The organism is Thiomicrorhabdus heinhorstiae (genome assembly GCF_013391765.2).
Classification (GTDB): domain Bacteria; phylum Pseudomonadota; class Gammaproteobacteria; order Thiomicrospirales; family Thiomicrospiraceae; genus Thiomicrorhabdus; species Thiomicrorhabdus heinhorstiae.
Window position 1 is genome coordinate 12,371 of sequence record NZ_JACBGI020000005.1, and the last position, 20,174, is coordinate 32,544.

Annotated in this window: 20 protein-coding genes; 12 read left to right on the plus strand and 8 right to left on the minus strand. The window is 47.0% G+C overall.

The genetic code is table 11. The annotated features are described in order from the left end of the window. Position 1 precedes the first annotated feature (1 nt). The 9 genes from rsmD (at position 2) to modC (ending at position 7,819) form a co-directional block, all read left to right on the plus strand. Complete coding sequence (rsmD, locus tag H8792_RS04460; protein ID WP_185977735.1) at positions 2-634, plus strand: 16S rRNA (guanine(966)-N(2))-methyltransferase RsmD; 633 nt, start codon at positions 2-4, stop codon at positions 632-634. A 27-nt stretch (positions 635-661) separates the two neighbouring features. Further along, entirely contained in the window at positions 662-1,147 is a 486-nt protein-coding gene (gene coaD, locus H8792_RS04465; RefSeq protein ID WP_185977736.1) for a pantetheine-phosphate adenylyltransferase, read from the plus strand. 223 nt (positions 1,148-1,370) lie between these two features. Beyond that, complete coding sequence (locus H8792_RS04470) at positions 1,371-2,249, plus strand: delta-class carbonic anhydrase (RefSeq protein WP_228766944.1); 879 nt, start codon at positions 1,371-1,373, stop codon at positions 2,247-2,249. 414 nt (positions 2,250-2,663) lie between these two features. Further along, positions 2,664-3,305 (plus strand): peroxiredoxin, encoded by a 642-nt coding sequence (locus tag H8792_RS04475; RefSeq protein ID WP_185977737.1) that lies wholly within the window; start codon positions 2,664-2,666, stop codon positions 3,303-3,305. A 106-nt stretch (positions 3,306-3,411) separates the two neighbouring features. After that, on the plus strand, positions 3,412-3,882 hold the full coding sequence (locus H8792_RS04480) for a hypothetical protein (RefSeq protein ID WP_185977738.1): 471 nt from the start codon (positions 3,412-3,414) through the stop codon (positions 3,880-3,882). 432 nt (positions 3,883-4,314) lie between these two features. Then, positions 4,315-5,130 (plus strand): TOBE domain-containing protein, encoded by an 816-nt coding sequence (locus H8792_RS04485; protein WP_319558421.1) that lies wholly within the window; start codon positions 4,315-4,317, stop codon positions 5,128-5,130. 58 nt (positions 5,131-5,188) lie between these two features. Continuing rightward, positions 5,189-5,962 (plus strand): molybdate ABC transporter substrate-binding protein, encoded by a 774-nt coding sequence (gene modA, locus H8792_RS04490; RefSeq protein WP_185977739.1) that lies wholly within the window; start codon positions 5,189-5,191, stop codon positions 5,960-5,962. A gap of 72 nt (positions 5,963-6,034) precedes the next feature. Further along, positions 6,035-6,730, plus strand: coding sequence for a molybdate ABC transporter permease subunit (modB, locus tag H8792_RS04495; RefSeq protein ID WP_185977740.1), 696 nt, complete (start codon positions 6,035-6,037; stop codon positions 6,728-6,730). Next, the gene (modC, locus tag H8792_RS04500; RefSeq protein ID WP_228766945.1) at positions 6,731-7,819 is read left to right on the plus strand and encodes a molybdenum ABC transporter ATP-binding protein; all 1,089 of its coding nucleotides are present in this window, start codon (positions 6,731-6,733) and stop codon (positions 7,817-7,819) included. 34 nt (positions 7,820-7,853) lie between these two features. On the opposite strand, the gene H8792_RS04505 is transcribed toward modC, so the two are convergent. Beyond that, positions 7,854-8,291, minus strand: coding sequence for a hypothetical protein (locus H8792_RS04505; protein WP_185977741.1), 438 nt, complete (start codon positions 8,289-8,291; stop codon positions 7,854-7,856). 91 nt (positions 8,292-8,382) lie between these two features. Further along, on the minus strand, positions 8,383-9,207 hold the full coding sequence (mutM, locus tag H8792_RS04510; protein WP_185977742.1) for a bifunctional DNA-formamidopyrimidine glycosylase/DNA-(apurinic or apyrimidinic site) lyase: 825 nt from the start codon (positions 9,205-9,207) through the stop codon (positions 8,383-8,385). A gap of 241 nt (positions 9,208-9,448) precedes the next feature. Between mutM and H8792_RS04515 the strand changes: the two genes are divergently transcribed. After that, positions 9,449-9,658: a hypothetical protein gene (locus H8792_RS04515; RefSeq protein WP_185977743.1), complete on the plus strand. Its 210-nt coding sequence runs from the start codon at positions 9,449-9,451 to the stop codon at positions 9,656-9,658. Positions 9,659-9,739: 81 nt separating this feature from the next. On the opposite strand, the gene rpmG is transcribed toward H8792_RS04515, so the two are convergent. The 6 genes from rpmG to radC all read right to left on the minus strand — a co-directional run bounded on the left by rpmG (position 9,740) and on the right by radC (position 18,486). Then, positions 9,740-9,892: a 50S ribosomal protein L33 gene (gene rpmG / locus H8792_RS04520; RefSeq protein WP_130538181.1), complete on the minus strand. Its 153-nt coding sequence runs from the start codon at positions 9,890-9,892 to the stop codon at positions 9,740-9,742. 11 nt (positions 9,893-9,903) lie between these two features. Then, complete coding sequence (gene rpmB / locus H8792_RS04525) at positions 9,904-10,140, minus strand: 50S ribosomal protein L28 (protein ID WP_185977744.1); 237 nt, start codon at positions 10,138-10,140, stop codon at positions 9,904-9,906. A gap of 226 nt (positions 10,141-10,366) precedes the next feature. Next, positions 10,367-12,061, minus strand: coding sequence for a hypothetical protein (locus H8792_RS04530; protein WP_228766946.1), 1,695 nt, complete (start codon positions 12,059-12,061; stop codon positions 10,367-10,369). A gap of 118 nt (positions 12,062-12,179) precedes the next feature. Beyond that, entirely contained in the window at positions 12,180-14,018 is a 1,839-nt protein-coding gene (locus tag H8792_RS04535) for a PhoX family protein (RefSeq protein ID WP_185977745.1), read from the minus strand. Between the two features lie 226 nt (positions 14,019-14,244). Then, on the minus strand, positions 14,245-17,595 hold the full coding sequence (locus H8792_RS04540) for a mechanosensitive ion channel domain-containing protein (RefSeq protein ID WP_185977746.1): 3,351 nt from the start codon (positions 17,593-17,595) through the stop codon (positions 14,245-14,247). A gap of 207 nt (positions 17,596-17,802) precedes the next feature. Beyond that, positions 17,803-18,486, minus strand: coding sequence for a RadC family protein (gene radC, locus H8792_RS04545; RefSeq protein WP_185977747.1), 684 nt, complete (start codon positions 18,484-18,486; stop codon positions 17,803-17,805). Between the two features lie 60 nt (positions 18,487-18,546). Between radC and H8792_RS04550 the strand changes: the two genes are divergently transcribed. Then, complete coding sequence (locus tag H8792_RS04550; RefSeq protein WP_185977748.1) at positions 18,547-18,951, plus strand: acyl-CoA thioesterase; 405 nt, start codon at positions 18,547-18,549, stop codon at positions 18,949-18,951. Between the two features lie 254 nt (positions 18,952-19,205). Next, positions 19,206-20,171, plus strand: coding sequence for a c-type cytochrome (locus H8792_RS04555; RefSeq protein WP_185977749.1), 966 nt, complete (start codon positions 19,206-19,208; stop codon positions 20,169-20,171). Positions 20,172-20,174: the final 3 nt, after the last annotated feature.

The following is a 20,174-nucleotide window of genomic DNA, read 5'->3' on the forward strand; positions in this document are numbered from 1 at the left end:
AATGAAACAGAAACGGAAAACACCGGTAAGGCGAGGTGCTGCAGTAAAGAGCGGCGATGTCGGTGAAGTACGGATTATCGGCGGCGATTGGGGTGGGCGCAAATTACCGGTTTTGCAAGCCGAAGGCTTGAGGCCAACGTCGGACCGGGTACGTGAAACCCTGTTTAACTGGTTGCAGTTTGAAGTTCCCGGTGCCCGTTGTCTGGATCTGTTTGCCGGTTCCGGTGCTTTGGGTTTCGAAGCTCTGTCGCGCGGTGCAAAATCGTGCTGCTTTCTCGAATTGTCGGCAGAAAATACCCGCCAGTTACAGGCCAATCGTCAGAGTTTGCAAGCTGATCAAGCTGAAATTCATCAGACGGATAGCGTGCAATGGATACAGCAGCAATCCTCGCAAGCGTTTGATATAGTGTTTATCGATCCGCCGTTTCACAAAGGATTGCTCGAACCTGTATGGCAGGGATTATTGCAAAACGGCTGGCTGGCGGAAGAAGCCTGGATCTATCTGGAGCAGGAAAACGGTCTTGACTGGCCTGAGATTCCGGAGAGCTGCTCCCTGTATCGGGAGAAGAAAACCTCTCAAGTTAAGTATGCCCTGTTCCATTACCAAGCCCGACAGGCTGAGAGCAGAATTTAAAAATTATCTTAAATAAGAAGAGAAACTATGTCGATTGTTGCCGTTTATCCTGGAACTTTTGATCCGATTACTTGCGGGCATTCTGATTTAATCGAACGCGCGGCGCGTTTTTATGACCGTCTAGTGATCGCCGTTGCCGACAATCGCAATAAACAGTCTCTGTTCTCTCTTGAAGAGAGGGTGGAGCTGGCTAAAGCCGTCACTGCCCATCTGCCGAATGTTGAGGTTGTCGGTTTTAGGGGGTTGTTGGTCGATTTTGTTCAGAAAATCGGCGGTAATGTTCTATTGCGAGGCTTGAGAGCGGTTTCGGATTTTGAATATGAATTCCAGCTGGCTTCCATGAATCGCAAACTTGCGCCGGATGTCGAAACCATGTTTATGACGCCGGCTGAGCAGTATGCCTTCATCTCTTCTTCTCTGGTTCGCGAGATTTCCGTTCTCGGTGGAGACGTCAGTGAGTTTGTCCATCCTCAGGTTGCAAAAGCTCTAGCAGATAAGCTGAACAGTGTCTAACAAGTCCTGTTTATATCATTTAATCCTGTTATGATTTTTCTCTATCTCTAATAAAAACTATTGATAGAGAAACCACCTTCAAAGCCCTTACTTTTTTTAGAATAAATGTCCGTTATGATTTGCAAGCATGGCCTGCTCAAGCGGCCGTTTGTGTTTGCAGTTTTTTGCTGTAAAAACCGAGTAACGAATAAATATAAAAATTCATACTGGGAAGGGTTATCTTTTGAATACGAAACTTTATGCTGCTATGGCAGCCGCTTTATTAGTCACTGCATGTCAGTCAAATCCACATAATGAAGGGCATGTCGAAGAACATGCGCATGGTCCCGTCTCTGACCAAGTAATTGCCGATCAACGCGCTGCCTTGGCTAAAAATACTCAAGGTAAAGGATTTGGACCGCAGTCTCCGAGAGACATTGACTCTGTAAAGGGTAATAATCCGATTACTTTTAGCCGTGCGCCGGCTTATTCTGAGATGAATTTATGCAATATCCACTTCCATAAAAATGCTGAGCATAAGGGGGGAGAATTCGCTTCTTTCGCAGGGAACGGAGATGGGCATGGATATTCGAGTGGCTATAAGTACAGCGGCTATTTGACCGATGCTGAATTAAAGCCTGTCGAGCATGAAGTTTGTCCGAGTAAGCATGGTGCGCTATCTGTCGGGGATACGATTGAGGTGCATTATGTATTCTCTACCGCTGATGTCGCTCCAGGACCAACGTTAGGCTCTTGTTTAAGCGACAATATTAAAAACCCGCAGCTAAGAGTTGAATCGCAGGTTTTCGTATTGGTTAATGACAAGAATGCTTTGGACTTCAAAGAGATGACTAAGTATGGAATGAAAAATGGTTTGCACCAGGCTTTGAATATTCCTTATTTTACCGATACGCCAATTAATTACGAAGGCTCTACGACAGGTCCTAGCTATAACGAAAAAGGTTCTCCATTTCAGGTGTCTTGGGCAGTTCGACCAAGAGTCGCTAAAGTTAATATCGAAACGGTTGGCGAGTGGTGTAAAGGCAATGCCTTTAAAGAAGATCATGCGCATGGTGTTAGAAATCTGGTGATTAATCCGGATCTTTTGTCGAAAATTCAGTAAGTCTTCTTTTGAAGACGATTTGAACGGGATAGGCCGTAAAGACTGGTTGTTAAATTAAAAATCTATTTAACGGCATGGTTTTCTCGATCTCGATTTGCTTCAAAAACAGGCGTAAAAATTGATTGAGCAGCATGTAATTGATTAAGAATAATTTTTATTTAGATTTGAGTTGAAATATACCTCAAGGATCTATATAAAGGCCTTGGGGTATTTTTTTACTTGTGAAGTTTACAGCGTCTTATTTCATTTTCTCGTAATGATTGCTTGATAGTTTTTAACAATAATGAATATTAGAAATTTCAAATTGACGCTATCAACAAGATTAGATATTCTTGTCCATGAATTAAATCTACTTATCAAAAATACAACGTAGATAACTTACTCAACAACACCCTAACTCAAGGAGTTTATACAATGGAAACTACAATCGGCTTCCCACAATTGAATGCACCAGCACCAGCGTTTGACGCAGAAACGACTCACGGTCGCAAGACTCTTGAAGATTACAAAGGCAAGTGGTTGATTCTTTTCTCTCACCCTGCTGACTTTACTCCGGTTTGTACAACTGAATTCATCGGCTTTCAATCTCGAAAAGCAGAATTTGATGCCATGAACTGTGAACTTTTGGGTCTTTCTATCGACTCTCACCACTCTCACAATGCGTGGATTCTAAATGTTAAAGAGAAATTCGGTGTAGATTTGGAATTCCCGATCATCGCTGACTTGAACATGAAAGTCGCTAGCGCTTACGGCATGATTCACCCAGGTGCGGCAGATACTTCTGCGGTTCGTGCAACTTTCTTTATTGATCCAAACGGTATTCTGCGTGCAATGGTTTACTACCCAATGAGCAACGGTCGTCAAATCGACGAGTTCGTACGCCTTCTTGAAGCAATGCAAACTTCTGACGCTAATAAGTGTGCGACTCCAGAAAACTGGCGTAAAGGTGATCGCGTTATTGTTCCTCCTGCAGCAACTGTGGAAGAAGCAAAAGCGCGTATGGCTTCTGGTGAGTACGAATGTAAAGACTTCTACTTCTGTACTAAAGAGCTTTAATCTCTGATTTACAAGAGTTGGCTCTCGTTACGATAGCCTAATCAAGTACCGCAGTTCGGAGCCTTTCCGGCTGCGGTATTTTTTTATCCGCAATGGAGATGGAACGATGAAAAAATGGATTGCAATCTTGGCTTTCTGGGCAGTGGCGATGGGGGCGAATGCTGCATCGATGCAGCAACTTCCGCAGCTGACGGTACAAGATCAGTTTGATAAACCGGTGGTAGTCGACGGGCAACTTGAGTGGTTATTACTGTCCTCGGATAAAGCCAGCGGGGAAACGGTTAAAAATGTTCTGAACAAGTTAGGTTTAACGGATTTAAAAGCTCAAAAAGGCGTCTACCTGGCGGATATTTCCGCAATGCCGGGATTCATTACCAAAATGTTCGCGGTACCGAAGATGCAGGACTATGCTTTTAAGATTGGTTTGATCTATGATGAAGAACAGCTGAATGGCTGGCCTCGCGAAGAGGATAAGGTCACGGCTTTGCGTTTAAAAGACGGTCATATTGAAGAGATCAGTTATCCGGCATCCGAACAGGAATTGGAAAATTGGTTGAAAGGGGTTCTGGAGAAATAGATATTTCCTTGCCTTGGCTTCATAAAAAAGCGCGATCATATCGCGCTTTTTTATTGTCTTATCGAATCAATTATTCACTCAGACTGGAAATACGTTTTGGCAAGATGGCCGGTCGAGTGAAGACCCAGTCCTGTCCCCTAAGCGGTGTATGGCAAGCGATGCAGGAGCTGCTGGCGGCTAGGTGAGAATGTATTTGGCAGCATCGATTAAACTCCTTAAATTGATAAAACGGGTTGCTGTTGGAATTGAAGATGTGAAAGGTTTCTTTAAGAGAAATTCGAATTTCTTGCTTATATAGACCCGTGAGTGACCCGTGAGTGTCGAATTTGTTTCGGTGCAGAGTAATTTTTTCTTCGCGCTGGTATTCTCGATAGGCTTTGTTTATAATTCTTTCGTTATGTATTTACCTATATATGAATTAAAGGGAATAAAGTGACGCAAGAATTTTCGCATCCGGAACAACTGGTACAGTCATTTATGTTAGGTTCAAAACAGACCCGTTCAGGACAGCGTCGTTTGGAGTTGCTTTATAAGGTCGGTCGATTAGGTTCGCTCAACGCCGCGGCAAAAGCTTGTCATATGAGCTATAAAGGCGCCTGGCAGGCAATCGAAGCGATGAATCAGGCAGCAGGTGAAGATCTGGTGCGCGCCCAGAAAGGCGGTAGCGGCGGCGGCGGAATGGTTCTGACTCCGGCCGGTGAAAAATTGGTGGCGGCCTATCAGTTGTTCAGTGAACAGATGCAGCATTGGGTGCGCCAATTGGAAGAGCTGTCTCCTGATATGTGGGGACAGTTGGAAATCATGAGGAAGGTATCGATGAAGACCAGTGCACGCAATTTGTTTAATGGAGTCGTCACTGATATTAAGAAAGGCGAAGTGAATTGCGAGGTGATTCTGTCGGTCGGTAAAGGATGTGAAGTGGTAGCGCAGATTACCCCGGAAAGTTTGGAACGCCTGGAACTTGAAGTCGGCAGTGATGCGTTTGCTTTGATTAAAGCCAGCTGGGTTATCTTGAGTGAAGATTTGAACGGCGCTTTGAAAACCAGCGCGCGTAATCAGTTTTGCGGCGAAGTTATCTCTATCGACCGCGGTGCGGTCAATGCCGATGTCACTCTGGGGTTGGATAACGGTAATAAGATTTCGGCAATCATCACCAACGAAAGCCTTGATCGCATGGAGTTGAATCTCGGCGATGCGGCCTGTGCTTTGGTAAAAGCCAGTCATGTATTACTTGCGGTTGCTGACTGAGGTCGGCAACAAAATTTTTTACTTAACGTTATGTATTTATATTTATAAAGAGGTGTTTATGAAAGGATTGATGCGGGTCACGGCTTGGATGCTGGCGCTGTCCGGCGGAATGATGGTCAGCAGTGTCGCGATTGCCGATACGGCAAAAATCGCGGTGGCGGCGAATTTCACCAAAACCATTGAAAAGATCGGCGAGGCTTTTAGTCAAAAAACCGGACATGAATTGAAATTTTCCTTCGGTCCGACCGGTAAACTGTATGCGCAAATCAAAAACGGCGCGCCTTACGACGCTTTCTTTGGCGCTGACGAGCGCCGTCCGTTGAAAACCATCGATGACGGCACGGGGTTAAAGGAGAGCTATTTTGTTTATGCTCAGGGGCAAATTGCTCTGTATAGTGATAAGTATCCGGTTAAAGAGAGCCCTTTACAGGTTTTAAAAGAGGCGAAATTCAATCACTTGGCGATTGCTAACCCGAAAACCGCCCCTTACGGTGAGCGTGCCGAGGCGTTTATGAAAAGTCAGGGCGTATATGATGCGGTGAAAGCGAAAATCGTCAATGGCGAAAGTATTGCTCATGCTTTCCAATACGTGGCTACCGGTAATGCAGAGATTGGTTTTGTCGCCTTGTCGCAACTGGTTGATCCGCAAAGTCCGGTATATGAGAAAGGTCAGTACTGGATCGTTCCGCAACAAGATTACGCGCCGATTAAGCAGGGTGCTTTGATTTTGAAACGTGGAGCAAACAATGCGGCAGTGAAAGCGTTTATGGAGTTTATTAAAACGCCGGCTGCGCTGGAAATCATCCATAGCTATGGTTATAGTACGCCTTAATTTACAACGTTAAAAAATAGAAATAATCAGAGGAAGCGGTACTCGAAGGATTGAGGGCCGCTTTATTGTTTTATGGTAGAAATATTCGGTATTGCAGTCAGTATGGATCCGATCTGGTTAACTCTTGAAGTCGCCGGGTGGACAACGCTGATTCTTTTGTTGTTAGGGACGCCGCTGGCCTGGTGGATGGCGCGGCTGCAGAGTTCGTCAAAAATTGTGTTGGAGGCTTTGGTCGCGTTGCCATTGGTATTGCCGCCAACTGTACTCGGTTTCTATCTGTTGATTATTTTAAATCCGAATGGCTATGTGACCGAGTTCCTGCGCTTATTTGGTTTCGAGGGTCAGTTAACCTTCAGTAAGACCGGATTGATTGTCGGTTCGGTCTTTTACTCCCTGCCTTTTGCCGTTCAGCCGTTGATGCATGCCTTCGAAGCCGTACCGCAAAAACTGCTGGATGCCGCGGCGACGATGCGTGCCAATGCCTTTGACCGTTTTTTCACCATTGCTATGCCGCTGTCACAGCGTGGATTTCTGGTGGCCGCCACCTTGACCTTTGCGCATACGATCGGCGAGTTCGGGGTGGTGTTGATGCTTGGTGGTAATGTTCCGGGCGAAACGCGGATGGTATCGATCGATATTTTCGATCACGTCGAAAGCCTCGAATACGATCAGGCGCATCTGTTGTCGGCGATGATGTTGATCTTCTCGCTGTGTGTTTTGATGCTGGTGTATGCTCTGAACCGTCGTTTCGGTGTCAAGGTGGGGTAGATGATGACGGAACAGACAACACATTACTTACGCGGTCGATTACAGTTGGAACTGGGTAACTTCAAACTGGAATCGGGAGAGTTCAATCTGCCTATGCAGGGGGTGACGGTTTTATTCGGCCGTTCCGGAAGCGGAAAAAGTACTTTGCTGAGAGCGATCAGCGGTTTGGATAAGAACACTCGAGGCGAACTGTCTTTTGGCGATGAGCTGTGGCAGCGTGGAAAGAAATCTTTAGCGACGCAAAAACGCCATATCGGTTTTGTTTTTCAGGATGCCGCCTTGTTTCCGCATATGACGGTTCGGCAGAATTTGCTGTACGGTGTGAAACGGCTTCCAAAAGGGATTGAGGCGGCGGACTTCGATGAGATCGTCGGTCGGGTCGGCATTGCCGACAAGCTTGATCGCGGTGTCAATTTCCTCTCCGGCGGAGAAAAGCAGCGAGTGGCAATTGCCCGTGCCCTATTGCTGCGTCCGCAGATTCTCTGTATGGACGAGCCGCTGTCTGCACTGGATTGGCGTTCAAAAGCGGAGATGCTGACTCTGATTGAAGAGCTGGTTGCGGCTTATCAAATTCCGGTGCTTTATATCACTCACGCACCGGCGGAAGTGGAGCGCCTGGCGCAGAATATCGTCTTTATGAAAGCGGGGCGGATCGAGCGCGTCGAATCTTTGCAAGAAGCTCTGTCGAGAGCGGATTCGCCATTGTTCGATGATGAAGGTGCGGTTTCGGTTTTGCAAGGTCGGATCGAAAGCGAGGAAAGGGGCTTGCATCCGGTGGTTTTCGGAGAGAATCGCTTATGGTTGTCGGAAGCCTCAACGGCCGATAAGAAAACCGTTCGGGTGCGTGTACTGGCCAAAGACGTCAGTCTGTCGCTGAGTGATCCCGAGCATTTGAGCATCATCAACCATCTTTCCGCGAAGATTCTGGAATTGATCCCGGAGAAGAAACACCGCATGTTGGTGCGTCTGCAGTTGAACGACGGTCAGAAATTGTTTGCTGAAATCACGCAATTTTCTGCAGAACGTCTTGGGCTTGAAGTCGGGCAGGAACTTTTCGCTTTGATTAAATCGGTTGCCCTGACCGAATAAACATCCGAGTGACTGACTACCACGTTGGTTAAAGTTAGCGGTTGGTGGTTTCCAGATAGAACGGGATTTGTATCTGTTTGTCCTTGTCTTTTAACATCAGCGTCAATTGCCACTCCATGCGTTCCGAAGTACAGAAGGCGAGCATGGACGTGCCGACCCAGAAGTTCGGTTTGGTGGATTGCAGACTGGTGCGATTGTAGCCCATATACATATTGATGCCGGAAATATCCAGTTCGATCGCCTGAGGCGAGATGTTGTCGGTGGCGACGCGGATACCGAGAGGGCGTGCGATAGGAATCGGGTGCGGATCAATGCGCAAGGTGACGGTCTGATCGCCGTGAGTCACGCTGCAGGCTTCTTTATGCAGGTTGCACTTTTTGTTGCTCTGCCACTGCTCGATATTGGTGTCATTTTGCGAGCTGCAACCGGCGATTGTCAGGCACAGAACAGAAGTTAATAAGAGTGGTTTCATATAGGTATGCTGATGTCGAATATTCTTTTGAACCATCTTAAGGAATTTATTTTTTCGATGCAATCATGTCGCTTCAATGGTCATTATTCTGTCAGTTTTGGCACTGTGGACAGAAGAAGCTGGCGCGTTGGTTGATAATCACTTTTTCAATCGGCGTGCCGCAGTGCGGACAAGCCTCTCCCTCGCGTCCGTAGACATTTAATTCCTGTACGAAATAGCCGGGCTTGCCGTCCGGGCTCATGAAATCCTTCAGTGTCGTTCCACCCTGACGAATCGCCTTTTCCAGTACCTTCTTAATATTTTCAACTAGAGTTGCGCATTGCGCTTTACTTAGTTGATTGCCGGGCGTTTGTGGATGAATGCCGCTCAGGAACAGGGATTCATTGGCATAGATATTTCCGGCGCCGACAACGATTTCACTGGTCATCACCAGGCTTTTGATCGCAACCCGGCGCGAATGAATTTTTTGATAGAAGTAATCGGCATTAAAGGCCTCGCTTAGAGGTTCCGGAGCCAGCTTGCCGAGTAAGGGGTGTTGGTCAATATCGCCTTTTTCTACCGGGTGCCACAAAACCGCCCCGAAGCGACGAGGGTCATTCAGGCGCAGAAGTTTTCCACTTGCCAACAAGATATCCACATGGTCATGTTTTTTCGCCGGTGTGGCATGATCGAGAACACGCAAGGTTCCCGACATTCCCAGATGGATCAGCAAAATGCCAACCGGAGTGTACAGCAGCAGATATTTACCGCGGCGTCCTGCCTTGAGTATTTTTTGCCCGGCAAGAATCTGCGGGAGTCCGGGCTCGATTTCCCAGCGTAATTTGGGTGCGCGAAGCACGACTTGTTGAATGAGAGCATTTTCGCAAGCGGGTTCAATCCCTCGCCGGGTGGTTTCGACTTCGGGTAATTCAGGCATGGCTGTTTTCCGGTATTTGCTATTTGTAGTCTGGCATTGTAAACAAAATGTCACTGTGGTGTTGAAAATGCGTCACCTAATTTATGCCCGAATAGGCATACAATTTGTTAGACACTTTTTACAGGTCGGGAGTGAGAATTACGAAAAATGATTTACCGGCCGTTACATAAAATACAGGGGCTATAAAAAACAAACGGCTCCTCAATAAATTACTTCCGCCAGGGCGGAAAGGGGGCGCACAATGGAAACTTCAATCTATCAGGTAGAATGCCTTGGTGATGATTTTGCCATTTTAAAAAACGGACAGGTCATAGCCGTGTTTGATAGTCCGGAAGAGGCTTATCAGTGTAAGAGAGAGTCGGAAGAGAAAAGTCAGGGCGGTTTTTTCGACACGATTCCTCCGGCAATGCGTTATGCAAAACAGCATCTCTACGGAGTTTTGCCAGCTTAAGAAAGATTTGATGTCTGGTTTTCAGGCATAAAAAAACCCGGTCTTTTGAACCGGGTTCTCTCAAATCCATCTTGGTAAGACTTATTTGATTTTGGCTTCTTTGAACAAGACGTGTTTACGAACGACTGGATCGTATTTCTTGATCTCGAATTTTCCTGCCATGTTCTTCTTATTCTTATCAGTAGTGTAGTAATAAGCAGACTCAGTGGACTTTAGTTTGATCTTATCGCGCATGGTTAGTCTCCTTAGACCTTCTCACCACGTGAACGCATATCAGCGATCACAGCGTCAATACCATTCTTGTCGATGATACGCATACCAGCTGTTGATACGCGAAGTTTTACAAAACGGCTTTCAGCTTCTAACCAAAAACGGTGCGTGTGCAGGTTTGGCAAGAAACGACGACGAGTTTTACGGTGAGAGTGGGAAACATTGTTACCGACTACAGGACGCTTTCCTGTTACTTGGCATACTCTAGACATTTCTCAATCCCTTCTAGTAGTTTCGAACTCTTAAACGACTTCACATCGCTAAGAATCCCATGAAATAAAAATATTCGAATATTTCTATATTTAATGGCTATACACGAGGCCGATAAATAAGAACGCGGAATTATCCATGAAAACAGTTGAAATTGCAAGTGATTCCAACCGTTTTATTGTGTTTGTAAGTGAATCCCGCTCCAGTATTGGCTTTGACCGTGCTTTCCTATCTTAGCGGCTGTCTGATCACCGGTTCTTTTACTCCGGTCAGTTCTTCTTCGGGAACGACGTCCCATACATTTTCAAGCGGTTTTACATGTGCATCTCGCCCGTAAATGAAGCTTTGCTCATCAACGATCACTTTATAGGCTTTATTCAGTTGCATCGCTCTTTCTCTGCTTGGAGCCAAAAGCAGGCTGATGTCCTGATGTAAGCGTTCGATTTCGGACTGCTTCAGCTGATCGTTTTTATCAAAGAACTTGTTCTGCACTTCATCATTGTTACGGAATTCGTTACCGGAGTGGTTTTCGACCAGGTACTTCGAGTATTCATAGGTACCGTCCAACCACTGCGGTTCCGGCAGTTTCTGGATGTACTTCTGTGTCCAGTGATACCAGCCGTGTTGGAATTTATCCGCATTGAGTTTTCTCGGGAATGCAAAGCTTGAGTCTGTTGTTGCACCGACACCAGAATGGCAACCGACGCAAGTCAATGACTCCTCGTAGCTTTGCGGTCTCAGGCTGCCTTTGCGGTCTTCGATAAATCCTTGATAGACCCAGCCTTGGTTATTGCTGACGCCGGTTTCGGCATTGCCCTTGATCGTTCTGAGGCGCTCAGGGAAACCGACGGCTTCTTTTTCTTCTGCCATCACGGCGTTTCGCAACTGGAAGTAAGTATTCCATGAATATTTTTTGGCGTATCTGAGTTCCTTGATGCGCTTGGCCAGCGTTAGCTTGCCGTTTTGGTCGACGTCGACATAGCGAACCGTATGGACGAACTCGGTGCCCATCGGATAGAGGCCGGCAGCCATAGTGATTTCTTTGCTGTCAAACAGTTCTTTGGCTTTTCCGACATAGCTCATAAAACGCTGTTCAAGCGGTGCCCAGTTGTAGACGATCTCGGTGGCTTTATCCAAACGGCCGTTTTTATTAAGGTCAACCTGGTAGAGCGTTTCGTCGGTTTCTTTAATTGGGATGTTTTTTTCGCGAATCATGGCTTCGGTGATGGCCAGGTTCAGCTTGTATATCTCCCGACTGTATTGTCCTTGCTTGTCTTGCTGATATTCCGGCGCTAAACGGATGATGACATCATTTGAGCTGCCGTTAGTCGGCCAGAAAGTCCCAAGGAAAGGATAGTAAGCGAAAGCGCGCCATCCCGTGTCGGCACCGTTTGGATTTCGGTCGAAACCTTCGTTATCAAAATTGAAATAGATGTCCGGAACATAGCCTTCCCACTGGCCGTCATGGTTGAAGTCCCATTCGTCCGGCAGCGCTTTGGTTAAGGTTTCGGCTAGAGTTAAATTACCGTGCTGATCGAAGTAATTGCTGGTTTGCACATAAGATTGCATTTGCTCGTCAGAGATTTGGGCAACGGCATTTGTGCGGTCTTTAAAGGCATTGATCCACGGGTTTTTACGGGTGGTTTCTCTGAAGTCGTAGAGCATTTGAAACTCCGAATCATCTAAGTAATTCGGAATTTTTCCCGGCGTGTGACAGCTAAAGCAGGGATTATGAATTTTGTCATTCATTCCTTGGGTTTTGGTGTAACACTGTAGCGGAATATAGGCGGCTTCCGTATTTTGGACATGGTTGTCCAGCAGCGGGATTTGAATTTGCGTCTGTTCTGAGTTAGAACAAGCAGCCATCGTTGCGATTAACGGGAACGTCGCCAGGCGGAAGAAACGGTTCATATAGTGCCTCATGTATTTTTTTGGTAAAGGAAGTGTTTTTCCCACACCCTTACCGAAAAACTTGTAGATGTGACTGGTATAAAAAAGGCGCACGAAGTCGTGCGCCTTGTTAATCATTGATTGACAATGATTATTTCATGCTAGAAGTATCGAACGGTCCGATATAACCGATTTCAGAACGGATTTCAGCTCCGAATGGTTTGTCATATGCACGAGGTCCGCCTTCACCGTAAGGGTGCTGGTTGGTTAGAGTGATATAACCGTTACCGTCAATGTTGTACCAGTATGGAGAAGTTGTTTCCGAACCGTAAGGAGTGTGTGCAATACGAGTCAACTCACCAGATTTGATGTTGTAAGCCCAAACCATGTCGTTGTTATGCGCAGAGGTATCTTCACCGATGATCAGGGTGTTGGTACCGTCGATATAAGCAACGTTATCAGGTTGAGCAATGCCGTTGATGTCACAAGTGTTGCCATCAGCATCGGCAGATGCTAAATAGTTACCGCCAACTAGTCCGTTCATGTTGATCGCAACAAATTCAGAAGCGATGTCGGCACCGTCAGTATCTTTGATTGAACCTTCAACATCCAGAGCGTAAACCGCACCACATTTGTTTTCGGTTAGTTGGATGTCGCCTGTACCATCAGTCATACCTTTACGAACTTCTGACATAGCGATGTAAAGCTGGTTGTCAGTTGCATTAAAGGTGATACCTTCTTCTTTACGGAATTCAGTCGTTGCACCTTCCATAGCTGCCATACGGCGAGTTTCTAGACGAGAAGCCAGAGCGATGTCGCCTGCATCCACAGTGCTGTCACCGTTGATGTCTTGAAGTTGCAAACACTCTTCACCATTGGCGGTGTTGATGTAAGTGAATCCAGCTGTTGGGCAAGCACCTGAAACAGGTGTTTCCGCTGAGAATACATTTGCGAAAGTAATACCGTCAGCAGTTGTGATGTCGTTATCCGGGTCAAGCAGGCTTTTGATTGACGCATTGTCGGTGTGACCTAGATTGATCCAGGTTAGCTCAGCTTCACCACCGATGTCGTTATCGGCTGTTTGGTTCCATTTCGCTGCGTAAAGTGTACCGGCAGAAAGGTCTTTAGCCGTGTCGGCGATAAACATGAATAAACCAACGTTGGTACCGTCGTCACTTAGATAAACGGTTTTTTCATCTGGCATAACATACGCTAGTTCGTGCGCCATACGGCCCATAGTGTAGTGTTTGGTATAAACAGGATTGCCGTTTGCATCAACGTCGACTTCAGGCGTCCAACCATAGTAGTAAGGGTTGTTTTTGGTTTGATCGCCGTTCCAGAAGCTGGTTGTTACGTCGTTGTAGTAACCGTTGGTTGAAGGGTCTTTTGCGTTTGGCTCATACTCTTCAGAACCAAGGTGAGTTTGCCATGGAGTTGTCATACCCGCACAGTGAACCCAGCCACCGAAACCTTCTTTCTGGCTAACGAATTTAAGAGAACCTGGAACAAGGCTAAGAGATCCGTCAGAAGATTTTTCCAACTCATTCATGTACATGGCACCGGTAGCACACTCGAACTGAGATACCATGTAAATTTTGCCGTCTTTATCCAAGATGCTGACGTGGTCAAGACCTGAACCGACGCCGTCATCGGTACCGTTACAGATGTAGTTTGAACCATCCGCTTCGATAACTGCCTGGTCTTGGTAATCTTTAGCCAAACCAAATGTTTCACCATTATCTACATCACCGGTACGCAACAGAGTGTTGTAGCCAATTTGCATCTCTTCATCATTGATTGTTGCACTGTCAGAAGAGCGAATCAGGTTTTTTTGAACTTCGTCAGTTGGTGCACTTAGTTCTGTGAATTGAATTTCACTGACTGAAGAATCAGCTGTTTCTGTCGTATCTGTGGTATTGCAACCGACCAGAGAAAGAGATACACCCGCAGCTGCAGCAGCTAACGCTAAATGTAGTTTGTTAAGTTTCATGTTGGAATAGCCCCTAAATGAAGTATGAAGAAGTATTGAATAAAAATTTAAGGGAATCTTAATCATGAAATGTTGCAGAAAAATGTCAGTTACTTGGCGGTTTTATGAAACACCAAGTCTTGTTTATACAGGGCTTGCAATGATTGGAATGGCAATAATGTTTTGTGCGTAAGCTAAAGAGGCGATCACGGATATGTGGGGAGAAAAAGAGCCGGTGATCGGCTCCTTAATTTTCTTTGTTGTCAGAAGTTTTGCCTGCGGGTTTTCGGTTTAGGTGAATCTCAAGCGGTTGGGTGGTGTCGAAATGTACATCCTGTTGCGGGAAGGCGATCACTATGCCGGCTCTGTTAAGCGTATCGTTGATTGCATTGTTCAATTCGGAGCGGGTTTGGAGAAGTTTTTCCAAGTCATCGATATAGGCGCGTAGCGATAAGAGAAGAGCACTGTCGCCGAAACCGTCGAATATGACTGATGGTTCCGGTTCTTTTAAGACCAGATGATGACTGGTAGCGGTTTCTTTGATCAGTTTCTGTGCCAGGTTCACATCGCTGCCGTAAGCGATGCCGACATCGATTTTAATGCGGGTCACCGAGTCCGACAGGGACCAGTTGATGAATTTACCGGTAATAATCTGCTTATTGGGGATAACCAGTTCCTGACGATCCCAGGTAACGATGGTCGTGGCACGAATGCGGATTTTCGAAACTTTTCCTGTAACGTCATCGACGGTTACGATGTCGCCGACCCGCATCGGCTGTTCGAATAATAGAATGATCCCGCTGACGAAGTTAGCGACAATTTCCTGCAAGCCGAAACCGAGACCGACCGAGAGAGCCGCTACCAGCCATTGAATATTAGACCATTCGATACCGAGAGAACGGAAGATCACCACAAAGCCGATAATCGCGATCAAATACTGGGTCAGTGACGTAATTGCATAGCGCGCAGCACGGCTGATCGGCAGGTGTTGCAGTAATAGATACTCCAGAAGTCCAGGAAGATCCTTGGAAAGCAGTAATGTCATGGCCCCTAAAGCGATACCGATTATAAGATCGCCCAATGTAAGAGGCACTTGCTGTACAACGCCATCGATAATTTGCGATTTGGTGATCGAAAGTGGTGTGTCATTGATTAAGTTAAGAGCCGAAATCAGGTCTCCCCAGGTCATCCATGCCGCGGCGATAAACGCCAGTATAAAACTCAGATTCAGTGCTTGGCGCACTTGCTTGCTGAGCTTCTCGTAATCCATTTCCGGCTCTTCGGGAATCGGCAGCTCGCTCGCAGGAGCATTTTCTTTCTGTTGCGCCAGTTGTGCTTGACGTTTTTGCAGGTGTTCGGCATACAGCTGTTTGCGCTCGGAAAGGTACAGACTGCGCAGGAAAAGCTCGCGTATTAAATACAGGGACAGAACGGTTGCTAGAGTCCAGTTGATTTTATCGGCGACGACTAGCGACGAGTAATAATAGCCATAAGCCGTGCTCCAGATCATCAGTAACGGGAACATCAAACTCAGAGGGAACCAGATAAAGTGCAGTTGCAGCCAAGCAGCGTGCTGTTGACTGTTTTTAAAATCGCGCATGATCAGGCTCTTACCACTCCACAGGCGATAAATCAGCAGGGTAAACGCAATCATCAGACCCAGGAAGGCAATGCGGCCGATCAACTGGGTGTCGGCAGGGCCGCTGGAGTCGGTTGTGACGTCAACGGCAAGTATCAATAAGGCTCCGAGGGGAATCGCCCAGCGCAGTTCTCGTTGCAGGCTGCTGCGAACGCTCTCTTTCCAGTGAAAATGGCGCTCGGCCAACCCATCTTTTCGGCAGACTTCTTTCAAGATATTCAGAACCAGTACCAGTAAACCGGCATCCAATAAGCCGTTGCTGACTCCGGTTGTGAAATCGTGCGCCTGATCCGACAGGCTGAGAAGTTTGCCGGCAACCAGCATGAACCACGGTAAAGGAAGCGCCAGAAGCAAGGTATAGGTAAGTGCTTGCAGACTGTAACGGAATGCGTCGGTACGGATCGAGGCCAGCTGGAGTGCCAGATGGCTCTGAGCAGCGATAAAGCGTCGGCGTCCAAGCAACAGCGCGACTAGAATGAGTAGCCATAGAATGATCTGCGGCAAATAATTCGCGGCGACCTGGTAACTGTCTTTGCTGAGAGCAGCGATTTTGTCGAACGATAGCAGCCAATTCAGGCTGTCTTGCAGGTTCTGCGCTTTAAGAAGGTCGATCAGGCCGATATTCGGCAGCCATAGCAGGTGGTCGTTGAGAAAACGGCTATAGCTGTTGACCTGCTCAAGCTGTTGGTTGTAGGTGGCGTTGAGTTCCGCCAGTTTACTGATATAACCCGGATACAGGTTTTGCAGATCTTTTGCACTCTGTACATATTGATTAATCAAGTCCAGCGCAATTTTGCCCGGTTTGCCTTCGGAATCCAAACTTAGCTGGTATCCGCTTGGTCCAAGTTGTTCTATCAATAGTTCTTCGGTGGTGCGCTGTTGCAGCTCGCGTAATTTTTCGCTCAGCAATAGCTGGTTCAGAACGGCTTCATTGATACGGTCTTTGGTTCTGGATATCTCGCGCTGTGAGACTTCAAATGCCGTCAGGGTTTCCAGGCGTTTGTGCAATACCTGCGCAATGGTTTCACGCGATCCTTGCAGGGCAACAATCTGTTTATCCCTGGAAAAATGCAGCTTAATGGTCGCAATCGCATCGTTGCTGGCATTGATTTTCTGACCGATCTGTTGCTCAAGACGAATTAAATCGGCTTTTTCTTTCTGTTGACTGATGATGTTCTGCTGCACCGGGTAGAGCGGATTCTGTGCACCTATTCCGGTTGCAATGGTTTCCTTGAGGGCCTGCTCGGCCTCGGCGGTTTTCAGCGTTTGTAGCTGTACTTGCAGTTGTTCGCTGTTCTTTTGCGCCAGCGCTTTACGAGTAGCCCAATAATCGCGCTGTACTTGGGCCAACTCGGTTAAGCGGCCAAGGTTATCCATCTGAAAGTTGATCAATTGCAGGCTGGTTTCCAACGCCTGCAAGCGCGCTTTTAATGCCAGATTCTGTATAGCGAGATTTAGATCTGAGGCTCCCTCGGTCTGGATTTTTTCGGCCCCTTCCTTCAGCTGGGTGATGATGCTTTCCATCTGGTTTTGCTGGTTGGCACCATCGGTTGCCATAGAAAGATATTGATTGAGCGTACTGTCCCAGTTAAGCAGATTACTGTCTGCTTCGTCGAGTTCATCATTAGCGGTATGCAGTGCACTAATTAAGGCATTTAGTTCGACGGGTGCTTCCTCGGGAGGATTTTTTAAGCGGTTTTGTAAGGTCTTCTGCGCCTCTTGCTGTTCTTTGATGGTTATGGCTGCTTTAGCGAGGCTCTGTTCAAGCTGGAGCAGGGTTTGCTGCGATTGTCGGGATTCGATAATCCAGTTGTTTGCGTTATCCAGTTGTGAGGACAGGCTCTGTTTTTGGTCGTCGGAGAGTTGATCCGCTTGTTTGAGCTCTTGGCTGAGGGTGTCGACAGTCTGGCTCTCAACCCAGGATTCGGAGGCTTTCGGTGACGTATTATCTGCAGCCAAAGCTACATGGCTTGCAAGAAAAAGCCAGATAAAGAACCAGTAAAATCGTCGAGGGAATACGTGCATAGTGTAAAACGATCTCAAAATCACCCAAGAAGTCGGCCGAAAGAAACTTTCTCCATATTAAACACGTTTGCAGTAGGGAAATCATCCGAAAATGTTAGAAATATCATGAAAGGATCTTTCAAGCTTTCGTCGGTCGTCCGCTTAGGACGGCATTTGTCGCTGTTGTGCCATAGAGTGCCAGCGCCCTTTGTCGCCGATAATAAGGTGATCCAGACAACGAATATCGACCAGTCGAAGGGCTTCGCCAATCGCTTCGGTCAGCTTGATGTCCGCTTGACTGGGTGTCGGGTCTCCTGAAGGATGGTTGTGTGCGAGAATGACGGCAGCGGCATTTTCATCCAGAGCGAGTTTCAATATTTCGCGTGGATGAACGGTGGCCTGGTTTAAGGTACCTTCAAACAGAGTGACGTAACGGATCATTTGGTGTTGCTGATTCAGCAGAAGAATACCGAAACGCTCTCTCTGGCTGTGTCCGATATGATATTCGAGATAGCGGGCAACGCTATGAGGATCACTCAAAGTTTCGCCGCTTTGCAAGCCGGACTCGAAATGACGCTTGGACATTTCCAGAACTGCTTGAAGTTGAACGTATTTGGCCTGACCGAGTCCTTTGGCTTGGCAAAATTCCGCTTCGGAGGCGTTAAGAAGGGCCGGAAGGGTCTGGAAGTGAGTGAGCAAATTTTCCGCCAAGGCTACGGCACTTTGTCCTTTAATGCCGACACGTAAAAAAATGGCCAGCAACTCAGCATCGCTGAGACTGCCGGCACCGAATCGGAGCAGTTTTTCACGCGGACGGTCATTTTCGTGCCAATCACGAATGCTCATAGTAAGATAATCCGTGTTTCGACTGATGTTTTATTTTAAGTAAATTTTCGTAGGTTTTCAATGTTTAGTGTCAAAATGCAGGTCCGCGATTACGAGTGTGACATTCAAGGAGTGGTGAATAATGCGGTTTACCAGAACTATTTAGAGCATAGTCGTCACCAGTTTTTATTGGAATCGGGTGTCGATTTTGTTGATCTGGCCCGTCAGGGAATTCATTTAATGGTGATTCGAGCCGAGTTGGATTACAAAGCATCGTTAAAGCCCGGTGACGATTTCTATATTCAGGTCGGCGTCGAGAAGGTTTCCAAAATTCAATATGCCTTTCTGCAAACCATTTGTCGGCAAGCGGATCATAAAGTGATGCTGCAGGCAAAAACCATCGGGGTGGCGGTTAACGAGCGCGGGAGACCGTTTGCTTTCGCCGATCTTGATCGCTTGAGCGATACTTCTAATTCTTCGTTATAGAAATGCCTTTCTAATTAAATCAATACTTTATCTGTATGGGACATATGTCTAAAAAGACATATGTCGCCTGTTTGCACCCAATTTCTTTTGTTAGTCTGCAATCAATCTCATTGAATCGGAACGTGCGATTTTTCCGACTGTGGTCTGTCGATTTTTTAGCGGCAAATCCGACAGGAAAATGGCGCTAAAGTTTTTAGTAAACGGCCGATAAATATGATTTAACGCCTGTTTTAGGCTAAGGAGCGAATAGCAAAATGAAAACCAGAATTCATTCTTTAAAAGGAAGCGTTCTTGTGCCGGTGATGGCGGCGCTGTTGAGTGCTTGCGGAGGAGGCGGTGACAGTACGACTTCGTCAACCTCAACGACGTCTTATACGCTGAGTGGGACGGTTCCCGGTACTGTAATCGAGCTGTTTTGCACCGGCGGACTCTATTACCGCACCAATTCAACCGACAACGGCACCTCGGAACATCCTTTCTCGATTCAAGTACCTAGCGGTTTGGACTGCCACGTGGTAATGACGACCAATGAAGATGATACGGCAACGCGTGTTATTTCGCCGATCCGCTTTATCGAAGGTACCACCAGCGGTGATGTTTTGAATCTAAAAGGGGATTTGGCTCTCGGTTTTGTCGCTTTGGAAATGGATCCCAGCAAAATCATCGATTCAAACGGTGACGGAGTAATCGACGAGCCGTTTGAAGTCACACTGCCGGACGATGCGGAAGCGGTCGCTGATCCTAGTTATGATGCGCTGGATTCGGATGGTGACGGTATTCCGAATGTCTATGAAGATGACGATAACGACGGCTATTTTAACAGTGAAGACGACGACGATGATAACGACGGCTATCCGGATGACCAGGATGAAGATCACGCCAATGATCAGGATGAAGACGGCGTAGAAGATGATTATGACCGTGATGTCGATAATGACGGCTATGAAGACGACACTACAACCACTCCGGATACCACTACGCCTGTGACCGAATACACCGTTCAAAAAGGTCGTTTATTGGCATCGCAATGTGCCCAGTGTCACGGTACAGACGGCTATTCGACCACCAGCTGGGACAGTATTCGTGAAGAGAGCGGTGATTCGTCCGAGATCATCGAAGAAATGAACGAGTACTCGACGGCGCATATTATGGGTGCTCAAGCCATCGGTTATACCGACGAAGAGCGTCAGGCTTTGGCTGAATGGCTAAGCGGGAACTAAGGG

Coding starts and splice junctions, on each gene's coding strand:
- rsmD (WP_185977735.1), top strand. CDS start 2: ATGAAACAGAAACGGAAAACACCGGTAAGGCGAGGTGCTGCAGTAAAG.
- modA (WP_185977739.1), top strand. CDS start 5,189: ATGAAAGGATTGATGCGGGTCACGGCTTGGATGCTGGCGCTGTCCGGC.
- H8792_RS04505 (WP_185977741.1), bottom strand. CDS start 8,291: ATGAAACCACTCTTATTAACTTCTGTTCTGTGCCTGACAATCGCCGGT.
- H8792_RS04480 (WP_185977738.1), top strand. CDS start 3,412: ATGAAAAAATGGATTGCAATCTTGGCTTTCTGGGCAGTGGCGATGGGG.
- coaD (WP_185977736.1), top strand. CDS start 662: ATGTCGATTGTTGCCGTTTATCCTGGAACTTTTGATCCGATTACTTGC.
- H8792_RS04515 (WP_185977743.1), top strand. CDS start 9,449: ATGGAAACTTCAATCTATCAGGTAGAATGCCTTGGTGATGATTTTGCC.
- modC (WP_228766945.1), top strand. CDS start 6,731: ATGATGACGGAACAGACAACACATTACTTACGCGGTCGATTACAGTTG.
- modB (WP_185977740.1), top strand. CDS start 6,035: ATGGTAGAAATATTCGGTATTGCAGTCAGTATGGATCCGATCTGGTTA.
- H8792_RS04550 (WP_185977748.1), top strand. CDS start 18,547: ATGTTTAGTGTCAAAATGCAGGTCCGCGATTACGAGTGTGACATTCAA.
- radC (WP_185977747.1), bottom strand. CDS start 18,486: ATGAGCATTCGTGATTGGCACGAAAATGACCGTCCGCGTGAAAAACTG.
- H8792_RS04555 (WP_185977749.1), top strand. CDS start 19,206: ATGAAAACCAGAATTCATTCTTTAAAAGGAAGCGTTCTTGTGCCGGTG.
- H8792_RS04475 (WP_185977737.1), top strand. CDS start 2,664: ATGGAAACTACAATCGGCTTCCCACAATTGAATGCACCAGCACCAGCG.
- mutM (WP_185977742.1), bottom strand. CDS start 9,207: ATGCCTGAATTACCCGAAGTCGAAACCACCCGGCGAGGGATTGAACCC.
- H8792_RS04535 (WP_185977745.1), bottom strand. CDS start 14,018: ATGAAACTTAACAAACTACATTTAGCGTTAGCTGCTGCAGCTGCGGGT.
- rpmG (WP_130538181.1), bottom strand. CDS start 9,892: ATGCGCGATAAGATCAAACTAAAGTCCACTGAGTCTGCTTATTACTAC.
- H8792_RS04530 (WP_228766946.1), bottom strand. CDS start 12,061: ATGAGGCACTATATGAACCGTTTCTTCCGCCTGGCGACGTTCCCGTTA.
- rpmB (WP_185977744.1), bottom strand. CDS start 10,140: ATGTCTAGAGTATGCCAAGTAACAGGAAAGCGTCCTGTAGTCGGTAAC.